We start from the raw sequence: 16,561 nt of genomic DNA on the forward strand, positions 1-16,561 counted from the left end.
CATACAGTCGCACCGTCGTTGTTCTGGCACGGCGGTTGCCTCCTCGCTCTCCAGGCCGCGCCTGCGGCCCTGCGAGAGGAGACTTCGATGCCGTTCGATGCGTCCGTGACCGACAGCCTCCACGAGCCGCTTCCGGCCGCCCTGCACGGCCTTCTTGCCGAAGTGTCGCGGTCGATCCCGGATATCGTTCAGCGCCAAGCTATCCTGGCCCGTGCGGAGGAGCTGACCAGGGCCGCCGACCGGACGATCCGAGCCCAGGCGGCGCGGATCCGTGCTCTCGAACACCTCGCCGAGACCGACCCGCTGACCGGGCTTCTCAACCGCCGCGGGTTCGCAAGCCGCCTCGCCGAGCGGCTGTCCGAGGCGCGCCGCCACAACGAGCCGGGCGTGGTGCTGTTCGTCGACATGGACGGCCTCAAGAAGATCAACGACCGCCTTGGCCACGCTGCCGGCGACGCCGCGATCCGCATGGTCGCCGAGGGGCTGCGGGCGGCGGTGCGCGCCCATGATGCGATCGGCCGGATCGGCGGCGACGAGTTCGCCGTGGTCATGAGCCGTGTGGGGCATGAGCGTGGGCTTGCCCTCGCCGCCCGGATCGGCAGCTCGATCGGCCGTCTCACCCTCGTCCATGACGGCGAGGCGGTGCCGCTTTCGGTCTCGATCGGGCTTGCGCCGTTCCTAGGGGCCGAGACGCCCGAGGAGCTGCTCGACCGTGCAGACGGCGCGATGTATCACAACAAGCGCGCAGCGGTTTCCTGACGCGTCCGCTCAGCCCCGCTTGGCCTCGGCGACCGTAGGCGTCGGAAGATCGAGCCGAATGTGCAGCTCCTTAAGCCGCTCGGGCGGTACGGGAGCCGGGGCGCCAAGCATCAGATCCTCGGCCTTCTGGTTCATCGGGAACAGCGTCACCTCGCGGATGTTCGGCTCGTCGGCGAGCAGCATCACAATCCGGTCGATCCCGGGCGCCGAGCCGCCATGCGGCGGCGCCCCGTAGCGGAAGGCGTTCAGCATGCCGCCGAAGCGCGCCTCGACCTCAGACGCCGGGTAGCCCGCGATCTCGAAGGCCCGGAGCATGATGTCGGGACGGTGGTTTCGGATTGCGCCTGACGAGAGTTCGACGCCGTTGCAGACGATGTCGTACTGGAACGCCTTGATCTCGAGCGGGTCCATCGTGTTCAGCGCCTCGAGCCCTCCCTGAGGCATCGAGAACGGGTTGTGGCTGAACTCTAGCGCGCCGGTCTCCTCGTTCCGCTCGTACATCGGGAAATCGGTGATCCAGCAGAAGCGGAATGCGTTCCGCTCGAGGAGATCGAGTTCGGCGCCGAGGCGTGTGCGCACGAGGCCGGCGAACTTCGCCGCCGCCGCCGGTTTGTCGCAGGCGAAGAACACAGCGTCGCCGTCGCCGAGGTCGAAGGCGGCGCGGATCCGCTCCGACCGCTCCGGCTCGAGGTTCTTTGCGATCGGGCCCTTCGCCTCGCCGCCCTCGAAGATGATGTAGCCGAGCCCGCCTGCCCCCTGCTCCCGCGCCCACTCGTTCAGCTTGTCGAAGAAGCTGCGCGGCCGCCCGCCCGCGCCCGGGGCGGGGATCGCCCGTACCACCGAGCCGCCAGCGATCGCGCGCGCGAACAGCCCGAACCCGCCGCCTGCGAAGATGTCGGTAACGTCCTTGATCCGCAGCGGGTTGCGCAGGTCGGGCTTGTCGGAGCCGAACTCGAGCATCGCCTGGTCGAACGGGATGCGCGGGAAGGGCGGCGGCGTCACTGCCCGGCCGTTGCCGAACTCCTCGAACACGCCCGCGAGCACCGGTTCGATGGTCGCGAACACGTCCTCCTGGGTGACGAAACTCATCTCGAAGTCGAGCTGGTAGAACTCGCCCGGGGAACGGTCCGCCCGGGAGGCCTCGTCACGGAAGCAGGGCGCGATCTGGAAATAACGGTCGAAGCCCGCGACCATCACGAGCTGCTTGAACTGCTGCGGTGCCTGCGGCAGGGCGTAGAACTTCCCCGGGTGTAGCCGTGCCGGCACAAGGAAGTCCCGTGCGCCTTCGGGCGAGGAGGCGGTGAGGATCGGCGTCTGGAACTCGGTGAAGCCCGCCTCGATCATCCGCCGCCGTATCGAGGCGATCACTTGGGCGCGCAGCATGATGTTCCGGTGCAGCCGCTCGCGCCGGAGATCGATGAAACGGTAGGTGAGGCGAAGGTCCTCCGGATATTCGGCGTCGCCCGCCACCTGCATCGGCAGGACCTCAGCGGGAGACTGCACCACGAGCTCACGCACCCGCACCTCGACCCTGCCGGTCGGCAGCTTCTGGTTCACCGTGTCATGGCTGCGCAGAACCACCTCGCCGGTGACGGTGATGACGCTCTCGGGGCGCAGCCGCTCGGCTTCGGCGAGATGGGGGTTGCCCTGGTCGAGCACGAGCTGGGTGATGCCGTAGTGGTCACGGAGGTCGATGAACAGCAGGCCGCCATGGTCACGCTTGCGATGGACCCAGCCGGAGAGCCGAACGGTCGCGCCGGCGTCGGCCTCGCGGAGCTCACCGCAGGTATGGGTGCGATAGGGGTGCATCGTCGCTCGGGCGCTCCGGGTCTGGGGGGGTGGCGCGGAAGGAACCGGCAGGGGGCAGGACTGTCAAGCAGGGGCGGCGAGGGGCTCACCCGGCGTGGTGCGCGGCCGCACCGCCGTGTACAAGGCCGAGGATGCATCGCCCGCCCGAGCCAGGATTCCCCCCTCCCGTCCTGATCGAGACCACGGAGGCGCTCGCAGCCTTCTGCGACGCCGTGGCGGGGACGGACTTCGTCACCGTGGATACCGAGTTCATGCGCGAACGCACCTATTGGCCGGAGCTCTGCGCGGTTCAGGTCGCCGGGCCTCACTCGGTGGCGGTCATCGACGCGCAAGCCCCCGGCCTCGACCTCGCGCCGCTCTACGCACTGTTCGACGACCCCCGGACGACCAAGGTTTTCCACGCCGCGCGGCAGGACATCGAAATCTTCGTGTTGCGCACCGGGCGCGTGCCGCAGCCGCTGTTCGACACCCAGATCGCCGCCATGGTCGCCGGGTTCGGCGACCAGGTTGGCTATGACGCGCTGGTCGGCGCGCTCACCGGGGCCTCGATCGACAAGGCGTTCCGGTTCAGCGACTGGTCAGCGCGGCCACTGACGCCGCAGCAGCTTGCCTACGCCGCGGCGGACGTGACGCATCTCCGCCGCGTCTATGAGAAGCTCCGCGCCAGGCTCGAGCGCGAGGGGCGGCTCGCCTGGGTGGCGGAGGAGATGGCGGCGCTCGCCGACCCGGCCACCTATCGGATCGACCCGGACGAGGCCTGGCTTCGGCTGAAGCCTCGTTCCGGGAACCGGCGCTTCCTCGCTATGCTGCGTGCTGCCGCCGCGTGGCGTGAGCGGGAGGCGCAGCGTCTCAACATCCCCCGGCAGCGGGTGGTGAAGGACGAGACCCTGCTTGAGGTCGCGGCCCAAGCGCCGCGGGACAGGGCGGGCCTGATGCGCGCCCGGGGCTTTCCCCGCGCTCTGGCCGAGGGCCGGTCGGGGGCGGCGCTGCTTGCCGCCCTGGCCGAGGCGCAGTCTCTTCCCGAGGCGGCGCTTCCCGACGCGCAGGCGCGCGGCAACAGCGGGGCGCGGGCCAGCCCGGCGTTGGTGGCGCTCTTGAAGGTTCTGCTCCAGGCCAAGTGCGACGAGCACGACGTGGCGCAGAAGCTGATCGCCTCGGCTGACGACCTCGAGCGGCTCGCGGCCGAGGACGAGCCCGACATTCCGGCGTTACACGGCTGGCGCCGCGCGGTGTTCGGCGAGGCGGCGCTCGCGCTCAAGGCCGGCCGCGTCGCCCTCGCCGCCGAGGGCAGGCGGATCAAGCTCGTGCCGCTCGGCGGCTGAAGGACGGCGGGGCCCGTCTCAGCGTGCGGGCGGGGTGCCAACGCCTGCGGGAGCGATGGCGTTCACGACCCGGAGCGCCTGGGTGATGGCGAGGTCGAAGAAGCGGAACACGACCTCGACCGAATAGCCTGCGAGGAAGGAGAGGGCGGCGATCGAGAGGCTGATCTCGCCGACTGGTGCGTCGACCTTCGTCCCCTCCGGCTGGAAGAACAGGCCGATGCAGCCACCAGGCAGGAAGGCCATGAAGATCCGGAGCAGGGCGTGACGCCAGTCGCGCGGGTGAAGCTCGCTCGACATGATCTTCTGGTTCAGCCGCCGCACGGCATAGACGGCCCCGCCGAGCACCCCGAAGATCACGGGCAGGTAGTAGATGCCGAGGGCGCTGAGCAGCGCCCAACCGACCTGCTCGGAGGTGTAGCTTGTGTGCTGGCGTATGTCGCGCACCGAGAGGCCGGGCAGCCAGCTGATCCAGGTCCAGCTCTCGATCCGAACGAGTTCGGCCTTTTCGCCCGGGGTGGCGCTCGGCCTCTCCTCGCTCGTCACGCCCGTGGTCGCGTCGATCCAGGTCGCGAGCTCCGATTTGGCGACGTCGTGGCGGAACGCCGCGTCCTGACGCCGCGCGCAGAGAAGCCAGTGGTCTGGCCCCTCGAAGCCGCGCAACAGCCGCTCCGGTTCTCCCGACAGTCCCGGAAGCAGCGACATGCGCTCACACAGCGGCGGCAGGATCGCCATCCAGACCCCCGGGCGGGGGGTGAAGCCTTCGAGCGCTGCCCGGTCGGCTGCCGCGATCTCCTGGTCGATCGCCGCGAGAGCGGCTGCCGTGACCCGCACCTGGTCGAGAACGGTCTTTCCGGGCATCGCGTGCACAGAGACCGCGACCGCGAGCAGCACCGAGAGCACGCCGGCGAGAACGAGCGCGCCGATCGCGACACGGCTCGTCCTTGCCTGACGGCGCATCTCGGCGAACTCCGGGCGCTGCTGCAGCAGGTCGAGCTCGGGCACGCCGCGGGTGTAGAAGCCGGTGAAGGCGATCGTGTAGGCATCGGGCGGCGCGGCCACGGCATTGAGCGTGTCGCGCGCGCCGAACAGGAAGGCGACGGCGGCGGCGTCCCGCGCCACGGCTTCCGGCCCAAGCCGCTCGATCTCGGCGAGCCGGCGCAGAAACTCCTCCTTGGTCGGCGTCTCAGCCGGCGGCTTGGCGGCGAAGGTGGGGTCGGTGAAGGCCCGCTGCAGCATCGCATCGTTCCGGCTCGAGACGAAGGTCCGGGGCAGGGCGATGTCGGCCAAGCCACGCTCGATCTGGACGAGCCGCAGCGCGTCCGACGGCCGTGCGCGTTCGGCCGAACCGGCTGGCGAGGCGATCGACCCCTGTCCGTCGGGCATTGGCTTCCCCGCTTCGGCTGAGCGGCATCCGTGCCGCCAGCGCATGTGCCACGTTCCGTCGTGCGGGACGCGAGCGTACGGCCGGGCGCCCTCGGAGCGGGCGCCCACCTGATTACCCTACACCTATTCGTGCCCGTTGCGAATCCACCACGTTTCAGGCCCTGTCAGGATGGCCGCCCCGTTCCGCCGGTCGCGACGTGGCATGCGCTGCTCCGCCGCTCACCGCCGCTCCTGCCTGACGACGAGGACGCCCGAGGCGATCAGCGCATCAATCTCCGCCGGCGTCATGCCGATTTCGGCGAGCACCTCGCGCCCGTCCGCGCCGATCGTCGGCGAGTCGCGCCTCAGCCCAAGCCGCTCGCCGTCCATCGCGAGCGGCAGGGCGGGAAGCCGTGTCGGCGTCCCGTCCGGCAGGGTGACGGGCAGAAGCCCTCCTGAGGCATTGAGGTGGGGATCGTCGAACAGCTCGTCGGGCCTGAGGATCGGGGCGAATGGCAGGCCGCAGGACTCGCAGGCGGCGGCGAGCGCGTCCCGCGTCATCGCCCCGAACCGCGCTTCGAGCGCGGGAATGAGACGGTCGCGGGCGCGCACCCGGTCGTTGTTCGTGCGGAATGCCGGATCTGCGAACAGATCGTCGAGGCCGAAGGCGCGACAGGCGGCTTCCCATTGCGTATCCGTCACGATCCCGATGAAGATCTGCTGCCCGTCCGCGGTCTTGAAGATGTCGTACACGCCCCAGGCCGGGGTGCGGACGGACATCGGGTTGAGCGGCTTGCGCGTCATCGCGTGCATGGCCATATGCTGGCCCATCAGAAACACCGTGTTCTCGTAGAGCGAGGACACGATATGCTTGCCGCGGCCCGTCCTCTCCCGCTCGATCACCGCCGCGAGCGCGCCGATCGCCCCGAACATCCCACCCATCACGTCGTTGAGCGAGGCGCCGGCGCGCAGCGGCTGGCCCGGCGGGCCGGTCATGTAGGCGAGCCCACCCATCATCTGCACCACTTCGTCGAGAGCGGTCCGGCCCGAATAGGGCCCATCCTGAAAGCCCTTGTGCGAGACATAGATCAGGCGCGGGTTGCGTGCCGACAGAGCCGCATAGCCGAAACCCATCCGGTCCATCGCTCCGGGGCGGAAGTTCTCGACGAAGACATCCGCATGATCGATGAGGCGGTAGAGCGCGTCTCGGCCGCGCGGGTCCTTGAGGTCGATCGCGAGGCTCCGCTTGTTGCGATTGTACATCGCGAAGAAACCCATGCCCGACCCGAGCAGGCGGCGCGTGTTGTCGCCGTCCGGCGCCGGCTCGACCTTCACCACATCGGCGCCGAGATCTGCAAGAACGAGGCCGCAGGTCGGGCCCATCACCATGTGGGTGAGTTCGACGACGCGCAGGTCCTTAAGCGGGGCGGTCATGATCGGGTTCTCCGCGCTGCTCCGCGTTTTGCCGAGGTCTGAAGCACGCCGTTCCCGGACGGATCGGCGGTGATCGCGCGCGAGGGCCCGGCCGGGGCCTTGCGGGCTCGGCCGCGGGAACGCTGTGGTGGGGCGCGCAAGGGATCGGGTGGTCGCATGCGGTTCCTCGTGCGCACGGCCATATTACGGCGCCTCAGCTAGCGGCGCAGGCCAAGTCGGGCAAGCGCCGCACGGGTTGCGGGAGCGGCGGTTGGGTCGGCCTCGAGCTGGGCGAGAAGGGAGGCGAGATCCGAAACCTGATCGACATCGTCCCAGGCCGGGGCGAGCGCGATCGGGATGCCGGCGCGCGACGCAGCGGCGGTCGTGTCGGCAAGCACGGTCGGACTTCCCCAGGGGATGTTCTCGAACAAGACGGACGCCGGCGCCGACAGCACGACGGTCCAGTATCCCCCGTCGCCGCTCGGGCCGAACACGGCGGAGCCCGGGTCGGCCGAAGCCAGCGCGAGCGCCCGCGCGATGTGCGCCTCCGGCAGGGCGGGCGTGTCGGCGCCGAGCAGCATCACGGGAGCGTGGCCGCGCGCGAACAGGGCTGCGAAGGTGGTGACGATGCGCGCGCCGAGATCGCCCCCGCCCTGCGGCAGCGCGGGGAGTCCTGTGAGAGCGGCGAGGTCGTCACAGGCAGAATCGGGTGTCGCGACAACGAACGCCTCGCCGCCAGCGCTCTGCGCGGCGCGTCGTGCCAGAGCCGCGCTGTCGATCAGAAAGGCGCGTGCGAGCAGCGCCGCACCTGCCTCGCCCAGTGTCGGAACCAGACGCGTCTTGGCCCGCCCGGGTTCCGGCGCCTTCGCCATGACCGCGACCGCAGGCCCCGCCATCGGCGGTTCAGCCGAGCGGCGCGAGCGTTGGCGCGGCGCACGCCTGTTCGATCACCCGTGCGGCGGCGAGAGCGAGATCGTCGCGGTAGAGCGCGGCGGCAACCTGCACGCCGCGCGGCCGCCCTGCGGCGTCAAGCCCGACCGGCACGGCGACCGCGGGCTGGCGCGAGAGGTTGAAGGTGAAGGTCCAGGGCGCCCAGCGCTGCCAGAGGTCCTCCTCGGGTGCGATGAGAGTCGCGTCCGCCGGGAGCGCCGGCTCCGGAACGGCAGGACAGAGCACCAGATCGTAACGACGATGGAACGCCGCCATCGCATGCGCAGTCTCGATCACCGCCGCCTGGACGGCGAGGAAGCTCTCGGCATCCATCGGCTCCGTGCGTTGCGCCATCGCGACGAGCGGAGGGTCAAGCAGGGCGCGTTTCTCTTCTGGAAAGGAGTCGACCAGACGCTTCAGCGCCTGGCCCCATACGGCGGTGAACAGGGCGCGCGTGTCGGGCAGCGACGGATCGGCCTCCGTCACGATCGCGCCGGCGTCCTCGAGCGCGCGGGCGGCACGCTCGACGGCAGCGAGCGCTCCTTCGTCCGCAGGCGGGTGGAACCCGAGGCGCCGCACCACCGCGACCTGGAGCCCCGCCACACCGTTCTGCCACCGATCCAGCCAGCCTGGCACCGGGTCGGGAAGGCAGAACGGGTCGCGCCAGTCGAAGCGGCTCATGACGGCAAGCATCAGGGCCGCGTCCTCGACCGTGCGCGTCATCGGGCCGGCCACCGCGACCTGGGCGAAGGCGCCGAGCGGCCATTGCGGCACCCTGCCGAAGCTCGGCTTGACCCCGACGATGCCGCACCACGAGGCCGGGATCCGGATCGAGCCGCCGGCATCCGTGCCGATATGCAACGGACCATAGCCTGCCGCTGCCGCCGCACCGGCTCCCGACGAGGAGCCTCCCGGTGTTAGGCGCGTGTTCCACGGGTTGCGCGTAATCCCGTGCAGCGGGCAATCGCCTGGGGATTTCCAGCCGAATTCGGTGGTCGTCGTCTTGCCGAGGATGACGACGCCTGCCGCCTTGAGGCCGACGACCGCCGGGCTGTCGTCCGCCACCGGCTGGGGATCGGTCGCGCGGCTGCCGCGTCGGGTCGGGTGGCCCGCGAGGTTCAGGAGGTCCTTCACCGTGGCGGGAACGCCGTCGAGCGGGGAGAGCGGCCTGCCTGCCCACCAGCGACGTTCGCTCTCCGCCGCCGCCCCCATCGCGCCCTCCGCGTCGACCACGGCCATCGCATTCAGCACCGGCTCGAGCCGGGCGATCCGGTCAAGGCAGGCGCGCGTGACCTCGCGTGGCGAGAGCGTTCCGCGCGCGTAGCGGGAGGCAAGGTCGGCGGCGCTGAGCGTTGCGGCGTCGCTCATGACGCCTCCACGGAGGAAGGATCGCGGGCGCGGGCGACGCCGATCATGCTGTCACGGCTCACGAGCAGGGCGAGGCGCTGGTCGCTCCAGCCCTCCGTGCCGGCGGGGCGCTCGGGGATCACGAGATAGCGGTTCTCGGCGGTGCTGTCATGCACCCTGACCTCGACCTCGTCCGGCAGCCTGAGGCCAAACTCGGCGAGGACGGCGCGGGGTTCGCGCACGGCGCGGGCGCGATAGGCGCGGCTCTTGTACCAGGCAGGCGGCCGGCCGAGCACGCTGCGCGGGTAGCACGAGCAGAGCATGCAGACGACGAGATGGTGCAGCCGCTCGGTGTTGAAGAGGGCTGCAAGCCGCGTTCCCGTGACCGGGATGCCGAGACCCTCCGCGGCGGCGTTTCCGTCACGCGCGAGCAGGGCTGCGAAGGCGGGGTCGGTCCAGGCGCGGGCGACGATCCGCGCGCCGAGATGCTCGCCGCGCCCGTCCATCCGCTCGATCTCGGCCGTGATCTCCTCGCGCGCGATGATCCCGTGCGCGACCAGCCGCTCGCGCACCGCGATCGCGCGCAGCCGGAGCGGCGAGAGCACAGTCTCGGCCGCGTCATGATCGGGCTGGTGCACGTGATCGTGGTCGTTGTCGTTGTCGTGATCCTGGTCATGAGGGTGCTCGGGAACGAGATGCGCTCCCGCCGCTACCAGACGTTCGGTCTCCTCGGCGATTTCCGCCTCGGTCAGCACCCCCTTCTCCACGAGCAGCGCCGAGAAGGCGGCGATCCAGCGCTCGTAGTAGGGCAGGCTCCAGTAGGTCGCGTCGTCGAGCTGTTCCTGAATGCGGCGCGTCTCGTCGGTGGTGAAGAAGCCGCGCTTGGCGTCGGCGAGAAGCATGCGGATCGCATCCGCCTCCTTCTCCCAGTGCGCGTAGTCGTGTTCGTCGCGCTCGATCGCGCCGCCGGCGAGACCGCCAATGTCGTGCGGGCCGCTGCGTTCGGGGAGGGGCTGCATCCTTCGGGGCTCCTTCGGCTCGGTCTCGACAGCGGCGCGGTGGGGCGGCAGTGTGCACGGGAACAATGTCGGGAAGGTCGGCGATGAAGGCAATCGGTCGGCGCGCGGTGCTTGCGATCATGGCAGGCGTCCTCGGTTCTGGAGCGGCCAGTGCCCAGGCCTGGCCGGAGCGTGACCTCAGGCTCGTGGTTCCCTTCCCGCCCGGAGGAACGACAGACGTGGTCGCGCGTCTGCTCGCCGAGGCGCTTCGGGCCGAGCTCGGCCGGGCGGTGGTGGTGGAGAACCAGCCGGGGGCTGGGGCGACGCTTGCGGCCGGCCGATTTGCGGCGCAGCCGGCGGACGGGCACAGCCTGTTCCTGAGCCAGATCGCCTCGCACGGCATCGGGCCGGCGCTTTATCGCAACCTTCCCTATGACGCCCGGGCGGATTTCCGCGCAGTCGCGCTGGTCGTGACCGTGCCGAACGTCTGGGTGGCGAACCCTCGCCGGCTCGCAGGCCGGGACGTCCGCGCCCTGCTGCGCGACGCGCGCGCGGCGGACGCCATCACCTTCGCTTCCGCCGGCAACGGCACGAGCACGCATCTGACGGGCGAGCTGATCAACCTGCTTGCGGGAACGCGCATGGTGCACGTTCCCTATCGCGGCGCTGGCCCCGGGATGACGGCCGTGATCAGCGGCGAGGTCGATACCTTCATCGACAACCTGCCCACCGCCCTGCCGCAGATCCGTGCCGGCACCGTCACCGCTCTCGCCGTGACGGCAGCGGAGCGCGTGCCGGAGCTGCCCGATGTGCCGACCCTTGCCGAGCTCGGGCCCGAATTCGGCCTCCAGGGCGTCGAGGCGGAAGCGTGGTTCGGCCTCTCGACGCACAAGGGAACGCCGGATTCGGTGGTGGCGGCGATGAACCGCGCGGTGAACGCTGCGCTCGCTCGCCCGGAGCTGCGCGCGGCGCTCGCCGAGCGCGGCACCGTCCCGCGCGGCGGCACGGCGGAGGCCTACGCCGCCCTGATCGATCGCGAGCTTGCGCGCTGGGCGCGCGTCGTCGCCGAGGCCAAGGTGACGGTGAACTGAACGACGGAGCGGGCCGATGACGGACAAGATCGCGCGGTGGCAGGGAACCATTCCGGAGGCAGACCTCGCCGCCTACCGCAAGGGCTCGTTCGGAAGGCGGATCGGGCTCGGTGACCGGCCGGCCCTGCTCAACGTCGACACGACCTATATGTTCGTCGATCCGGCCTACGACATGTGCGGCGGCCCGATGCCCGAGCTGATCGCCGCGGTGACGCGCATGACCGAGCTGTTCCGCCGGCTCGGCCTGCCGATCTACTACTCGCGGCGGGACGACCGCAGCCACCCCACCTATCGCGGCATCTGGAACCTCAAGCTCGGCAACGCCACCGAGTTCCAGTATGTCGCCGACCCGAGGGCCGACCAGTGGCCGGAGGCCTATGCCCCGCGCCGCGAGGACCGAATCATCCTCAAGAACAAGCCTTCTGCCTTCTTCGCGACACCGCTCGAGAGCTTCCTCCGCTATGACGGGGTGGACAGCCTCGTCGTGATCGGTGTGTCGACCTCGGGCTGCGTGCGAGCGGCGGTGACGGATGCGTTCTCGCACAATTTCCGCGTCACCGTGGTCGAGGAGGCGGTAGGGGACCGCAGCCCGTCCGCGCATGTCGCGAACCTGTTCGACATGGACATGAAGTTCGCCGATGTCGAGAAGCTCGAGACGGTCGCCGCTGAGCTCGAGGCGCGGTTCGGCCGCCGCGCCGCTGCAGAGTGAGGTGATGAGCGACGCGCCCGAGGCGGAGCAGCCGCTGAAGCCCTGGCAGTGGCCGGAGCAGAGGTGGCGCGAGATCGTGTCGCGCGCGCGGGCCGGGCGCTCGCTCAAGCCGAGAAGCTGGCCAGGCGGAGCGCGCTGCGCTGTCGCACTCTCTTTCGACGCCGATCACGAGACGATCCCGCTCCGCGACGCTGACGAGAGCCCGATGCGGATCAGCCAGGGTCAGTATGGCGCGCGCGCGGCGATGCCGCGGATCCGGCGCCTGCTCGATCGCCACGGGGTGCGCGCGACGTTCTTCTACCCGGCCGTCTCGGCTCTGCTTCACCCGGACGAGGTGCGCGCGCTCGCCGACGAGGGACACGAGATCGGGATCCATTCCTGGATCCATGAGGCGAACACCACCCTGCCGCCCGAAGCCGAGCGGGAGCTCACCTTACGCGCGGCCGACACGCTTGAGCGGGTGAGCGGCCAGCGCCCCGTCGGCCTGCGCACGGCGAGCTGGGACTTCTCGCCGCATACGCTCGACATCATCCGCGGGCTCGGCCTCGTCTACGACAGCTCGCTGATGGCGGACGACGACCCCTACGAGCTGACCGACCGGGGAGAGCCAACGGGCATCGTCGAGCTGCCGCCGGAGTGGATCCGCGACGATGCCGTCTATTTCAACATGCTCCGCTTCTCGGCGCTTCGGCCCTACACACCGCCTTCGGCGGTGGAGGAGATCTTCACCGCAGAGTTCGAGGGCGCGTATGAGGAGGGCGGGCTGTTCCTGCTCACGATGCACCCGCACGTGATCGGCCATCGCTCGCGCCTGCCGCTGCTCGAGCGGCTGATTGCCCGCATGAAGGGCAGGCCGGGCGTGTGGTTCGGCACGCACGCCGAGGTCGCACGCTGGTGCGCCGAGCAGGCTACGCCGCCGCTCAAGCGCTAGAATAGATCGCATCCGGCTGGAGATAGCCGTGCGCGTGAAGATGCTCGCAGTACACGGCGAGCGCGGTGTCCACTGATTTGGCAACCGCTCTGGCGCCCGAGGGCCGATGACTGCTGCGCCGCTGCCGCGGCATCGCTCGGCTACGCCTGCGCGACCGCACCGCTCCAGGGGGTCATCACGTCGCTCACTCCGGTCACGGAGCCGTCGGCCTCGCGCACGATCAGGTTCGGGCAGGCGAAATTCACCGGCAGCACCGTGTGCTCGACCAGATCGGTCGTGAACCGTTCCGCAAGTGCGGCGAGGATCGCGGGCGCAAGCCGCCTGTCGGCCGTGACGGTATCGGGGCCGGAGACGTCGATCCTCGGGTGGTGTGCGGCCGCCACCGGGTCCATCCCGTACTCGAGCAGAAACAGGAGCACCTGCAGCACCGAGGCGAGGATCCTGCGCCCGCCGGAGGCGCCGGCGGCGATGATCGGCCGGCCATTCTCGGCCACGATCACCGGGCTCATGTTGCACAGCGGCCGCTTCGATGGGCCGATGCTGTTCGGCCGCCCGGGCCTCGGGTCGAACCAGAACACGCCGTTGTTCATCAGAATCCCCGTGCCCGGTAGCACCACCCGGCTTCCCATCGAGGACAGAAGCGTGGTCGTGACCGAGACCATCGTGCCTTCGGAGTCCACGGCGGTGAGGTGCGTGGTGCAGGCCTCGGCCGCGCGCGGGTTGGCGTCGGACACATCGCCGAGCCCGGCGAGACGCTCGGCATAGGCCGCCTGCATCGCCGCCGCGAAGGCGGTGAAGAAGGCGGCATCGGGTTCGGCGCCGAAGGCATGGCCCGCGAGCTCGTCGAGCACGCGCTGCATGGTCGGCGCCGCCGTCAGCCCGCCGGCGCCCTGGATCACGCGTCCCCGCCAGGGATGAGGGCTCGCGGCCGTGGTGCGGGCGGTGCAGCGGGCGAGATCGGCCGCCGATAGCACGCCTCCCATCGCCGCGACATCCGCCACGATCGAGGCGGCAATGTCGCCGCGATAGAAATCCACCACCCCGGTCTCGGCGAGGCGCGCGAGCGTCTCGGGCAGCCGGCCGAGGATGAGGCGCTTCGCTGGCCCGACATAGGGCGGTGTCGGGGGCAGGCCGTCGGGCAGGAAGATCCGCGCGCTCTCCGGGTAGCGCCGCAGGTCGGCCGCCGAGGAGGCGATCTTCAGAGCGCCAAACCAGTCGGCCGGGAGGCCTGCCTTCGCGAGTGCCACGGCCGGAGCGAGCACGTCCTTCCACGGCAGCCGCCCGCCCATCGCATGCAGCGCAGCATAGCCCGCCGGCGCCGAGGGGATGACGAAGGAGAGCGGGCCGTGCACGTTCCTCTCCTCGACCACGTTCGGCCAGGCGAACAGATGCTCCGACACGCCCTCGCCGAGCGGGAACAGCTCGGGCCTCAGGCCTGCCGGGGAGACCGGCCCGAAATCGACCACGGTCGCTTCGCGTTCCCCGGCCCTATGCACGACCGCGAAGCCGATGCCGCCGAGGCCGCTGTTCCAGGGCTCGAGCGCAGAGAGGGCGAAGGCTGTGGCGGCGGCGGCATCGAGCGCGGTTCCGCCCGCCTCGAGCATCGCCACACCTGCCTCCGCTGCCGCCTTGACCTGCGACACCACCATGCCCTTCCGGCCGAAGGTTGCAGGCTTGGCCACCACCCAATTCTGCGTCTGATGCGCGATCGCCATCCAGTCGGTCCTCCGCTCGCACCTGCGCGGGCAGTGTGCGCCGGCACGATCACGGCGTGAAGCGGCAGCCTTCGTCACTGCGGGAGAGGGAGAGTCGCGATCGGCACGCATTTGCGCTTGAGACGTGCGGCGCGCCGCACGGCTTCAGAAAGGCGTCGCCGCCCCCTCACTCCGCCGAGGAAGGAGGAAGCCGACATTGACCGGTCAGGCCTCCGGGAAAGCGACGATCGAGGCTGTCAGCTTCACGCCACCCGGCGCGAGGGAGAGCGGCGGAAATCGTCAACCGGTTTCGGTCTGCCGGTCAGCGTGTCCGGCCACTCCGCCTCGCCGTGGTTGGTTGCGCGCCCCGGTCGGAGGCGAGCGGGTTCGGAAAACGTCAGATCGACACCTCCGCGCGCCCGCGCTCCGCAGTGCCGTTGACGACGGATGTGCCCCGCCGCCTTTCGGGCCTCGACGTCTGCGACCTTCCTGCGCAGGGCGTTGACGTCGCGCCCGTCATCACCGGCCGTCTCCTTTCGCTCCGTCTCGACGCACCGTCGCGGCCGCGCAAGCGCTCTCGAGGGATGCAGGGACTTCCCGGCAGAAGGTGCCGGCAGGCAGGGAAGGGGCCAGCGACACGGCAGGATCTGCCGCGTCATTAACCTTTGCTTCACTGACCGTGGCCTACGGTCTCCCCGTCACGGACGTGGACGGAGAGCCGGCCACCATGACTCGTCTCGGTGTGTTGGTTGTTGGTGCGATCTTTGGACTTCTCTCTGCATCCGTGTCCGTCCCTGTCTATGCCGCCTCGAGCATCCAGGCGACGATCGCCGCGTCCTATGCCGCCGTCCATGTCGGGGGCAACGGCTCTCCCCGCACGATCGGGTCCGCCGTTGCCTTCGACGAGACGCATGTGCTGACCAACGCGCACGTGCTCCGCTCCGGCGGCGTGGCGGTGACCGAGGCGGTGCTCGTGCGGAAGGATGGGACGCGGGCGAAGGCGCGCGTGCTGGCCCGGAGCGACCGCATGGACCTTGCCGTTCTCGTCGCCCCGCGCGGTTTCCTCGCGCCGGCGCAGCGTGTCAGCGCCGGCATTCGCGAAGGCCAGCCCGTCTGGGCGGCGGGGAGTTCCGCGTCCGGCCCGGTCTCGGCGAGCGGCTGGATCTCCCGCACGGCGATGAACGTTCCCGCGTTCGGGCCAGGCCTCGTGGCACGGATGGATGCAGCCCTCGGCTTCTCCGGCGGGCCGGTGCTCGACGAGGCGGGGAGGGTGGTGGGCATCACCACGGCGCTGCGCGATGTCGGCCCCGCCGGGCTGGCGGACGGTGTTCGGCCGGATCAGCCGCGGCCGCGCCGCGAGGTGTTCCTGATCTCGATCGTCGCCGCCGAAGCCGAGGCGCGCCGGCTCATCACGGCTGCGCGCTGAGGCGCTCCCGCCAAGCGTCGAAAAGAACGGAAGCCCCTTCCTCCGCCGTCTCGACCCAGGTGATCAGGCCGAGGTCCTCGGGGTCGATCATCCCGTCCTCCACGAGCGTCTCGAACCGGATCAGCCTTGACCACCAGGCTCGGCCGAACATCAGGAGCGGGATCGGCTTGATCTTGCCCGTCTGCAGAAGGGTCAGCGTCTCGAACAGCTCATCGAGCGTGCCGAAGCCCCCTGGGAAGAAGGCGACCGCTCGGGCGCGCATCAGGAACTGCATCTTTCGGATGCCGAAGTAATGGAACTGGAAGGAGAGGGAGGGGGTAACCCATTGGTTCGGCGCCTGTTCCCGCGGCAGCACGATCGAGAGGCCTATGCTCCTGCCGCCCGCTTCCGACGCGCCACGATTTCCTGCCTCCATGATGCCGGGCCCGCCACCGGTGATGATCGCGACCTCTCCGAAGCCGAGACGCGGGCTTTCCTCCGTCACGGCGCGGGCGAAACGCCGTGCCTCCTCGTACCATGGGCTTCCTGGGGGCGCGCGCGAGGAACCGAACACTGCGACCGTCGCAGCGATCCCCGCCTCGTCCTGCAGGAGCTCGGGCTTGGCGATCTCGAGCGCGAGACGCACCGCCCGCATCTCGTCGCGGCGGAGGAACTCGGGGTCGTCGAAGGCGAGGCGGAAGGAGGGGCTCGTCGTCTGCGGCGAGGGTGTCGCGGCCGCCGCCTGGGCCGCCGCTTCGGCCGCGCTTCCGAACGGCTCCGCCGCGTGCATC

At 70.3% G+C, this 16,561-nt stretch carries 14 protein-coding genes; 6 read left to right on the forward strand and 8 right to left on the reverse strand.

Translation table 11 applies throughout. The annotated features are described in order from the left end of the window. The first annotated feature begins 87 nt into the window (after positions 1–87). Positions 88–759, forward strand: a complete 672-nt coding sequence (locus KO353_RS11980; RefSeq protein ID WP_218284941.1) for a GGDEF domain-containing protein — start codon at positions 88–90, stop codon at positions 757–759. A gap of 9 nt (positions 760–768) precedes the next feature. Here the strand turns inward: KO353_RS11980 and aspS are convergent, their stop codons facing one another. Beyond that, a complete protein-coding gene (gene aspS / locus KO353_RS11985; RefSeq protein WP_218284943.1) occupies positions 769–2,568 on the reverse strand; it encodes an aspartate--tRNA ligase in 1,800 nt (599 codons plus the stop codon). Between the two features lie 131 nt (positions 2,569–2,699). Here aspS and rnd point away from each other — a divergent pair, with 131 nt between their 5' ends. After that, positions 2,700–3,890, forward strand: a complete 1,191-nt coding sequence (gene rnd / locus KO353_RS11990; RefSeq protein WP_218284945.1) for a ribonuclease D — start codon at positions 2,700–2,702, stop codon at positions 3,888–3,890. Between the two features lie 18 nt (positions 3,891–3,908). On the opposite strand, the gene KO353_RS11995 is transcribed toward rnd, so the two are convergent. The 5 genes from KO353_RS11995 to KO353_RS12015 all read right to left on the reverse strand — a co-directional run bounded on the left by KO353_RS11995 (position 3,909) and on the right by KO353_RS12015 (position 9,961). Further along, positions 3,909–5,273 (reverse strand): hypothetical protein, encoded by a 1,365-nt coding sequence (locus tag KO353_RS11995; RefSeq protein WP_218284946.1) that lies wholly within the window; start codon positions 5,271–5,273, stop codon positions 3,909–3,911. Between the two features lie 219 nt (positions 5,274–5,492). Beyond that, entirely contained in the window at positions 5,493–6,686 is a 1,194-nt protein-coding gene (locus KO353_RS12000) for a CaiB/BaiF CoA transferase family protein (RefSeq protein ID WP_218284948.1), read from the reverse strand. 197 nt (positions 6,687–6,883) lie between these two features. Further along, the gene (locus KO353_RS12005; RefSeq protein WP_218284950.1) at positions 6,884–7,561 is read right to left on the reverse strand and encodes a TIGR04282 family arsenosugar biosynthesis glycosyltransferase; all 678 of its coding nucleotides are present in this window, start codon (positions 7,559–7,561) and stop codon (positions 6,884–6,886) included. 7 nt (positions 7,562–7,568) lie between these two features. After that, positions 7,569–8,963 carry an amidase gene (locus tag KO353_RS12010; RefSeq protein ID WP_218284952.1) on the reverse strand — a complete coding sequence of 465 codons (1,395 nt, stop codon included), beginning with the start codon at positions 8,961–8,963 and terminating at the stop codon, positions 7,569–7,571. Further along, complete coding sequence (locus tag KO353_RS12015) at positions 8,960–9,961, reverse strand: nitrile hydratase subunit alpha (RefSeq protein WP_235691841.1); 1,002 nt, start codon at positions 9,959–9,961, stop codon at positions 8,960–8,962. The genes KO353_RS12010 and KO353_RS12015 overlap by 4 nt, the downstream gene beginning before the upstream one ends. Positions 9,962–10,044: 83 nt before the next feature. Here KO353_RS12015 and KO353_RS12020 point away from each other — a divergent pair, with 83 nt between their 5' ends. From KO353_RS12020 to KO353_RS12030, 3 genes are read left to right on the forward strand one after another with little or no spacing between them, the layout of a single operon-like run. Continuing rightward, positions 10,045–11,031, forward strand: a complete 987-nt coding sequence (locus KO353_RS12020) for a Bug family tripartite tricarboxylate transporter substrate binding protein (protein ID WP_218284953.1) — start codon at positions 10,045–10,047, stop codon at positions 11,029–11,031. Positions 11,032–11,047: 16 nt separating this feature from the next. Next, a complete protein-coding gene (locus KO353_RS12025) occupies positions 11,048–11,740 on the forward strand; it encodes an isochorismatase family protein (RefSeq protein WP_218284955.1) in 693 nt (230 codons plus the stop codon). Positions 11,741–11,744: 4 nt separating this feature from the next. Next, the gene (locus tag KO353_RS12030; RefSeq protein ID WP_218284957.1) at positions 11,745–12,671 is read left to right on the forward strand and encodes a polysaccharide deacetylase family protein; all 927 of its coding nucleotides are present in this window, start codon (positions 11,745–11,747) and stop codon (positions 12,669–12,671) included. 140 nt (positions 12,672–12,811) lie between these two features. Here the strand turns inward: KO353_RS12030 and KO353_RS12035 are convergent, their stop codons facing one another. Continuing rightward, a complete protein-coding gene (locus tag KO353_RS12035) occupies positions 12,812–14,386 on the reverse strand; it encodes a gamma-glutamyltransferase (protein ID WP_218284959.1) in 1,575 nt (524 codons plus the stop codon). A 763-nt stretch (positions 14,387–15,149) separates the two neighbouring features. Here KO353_RS12035 and KO353_RS12040 point away from each other — a divergent pair. Next, positions 15,150–15,791 (forward strand): S1 family peptidase, encoded by a 642-nt coding sequence (locus tag KO353_RS12040; RefSeq protein ID WP_218284960.1) that lies wholly within the window; start codon positions 15,150–15,152, stop codon positions 15,789–15,791. Here the strand turns inward: KO353_RS12040 and KO353_RS12045 are convergent. Continuing rightward, positions 15,775–16,560: an LOG family protein gene (locus KO353_RS12045; RefSeq protein WP_218284961.1), complete on the reverse strand. Its 786-nt coding sequence runs from the start codon at positions 16,558–16,560 to the stop codon at positions 15,775–15,777. The two genes, KO353_RS12040 and KO353_RS12045, sit on opposite strands and share 17 nt — an antisense overlap. Position 16,561 lies beyond the last annotated feature (1 nt).

This window comes from Elioraea tepida, from assembly GCF_019203965.1.
In the GTDB taxonomy this organism is placed as follows: Bacteria; Pseudomonadota; Alphaproteobacteria; order Acetobacterales; family Acetobacteraceae; genus Elioraea_A; species Elioraea_A tepida.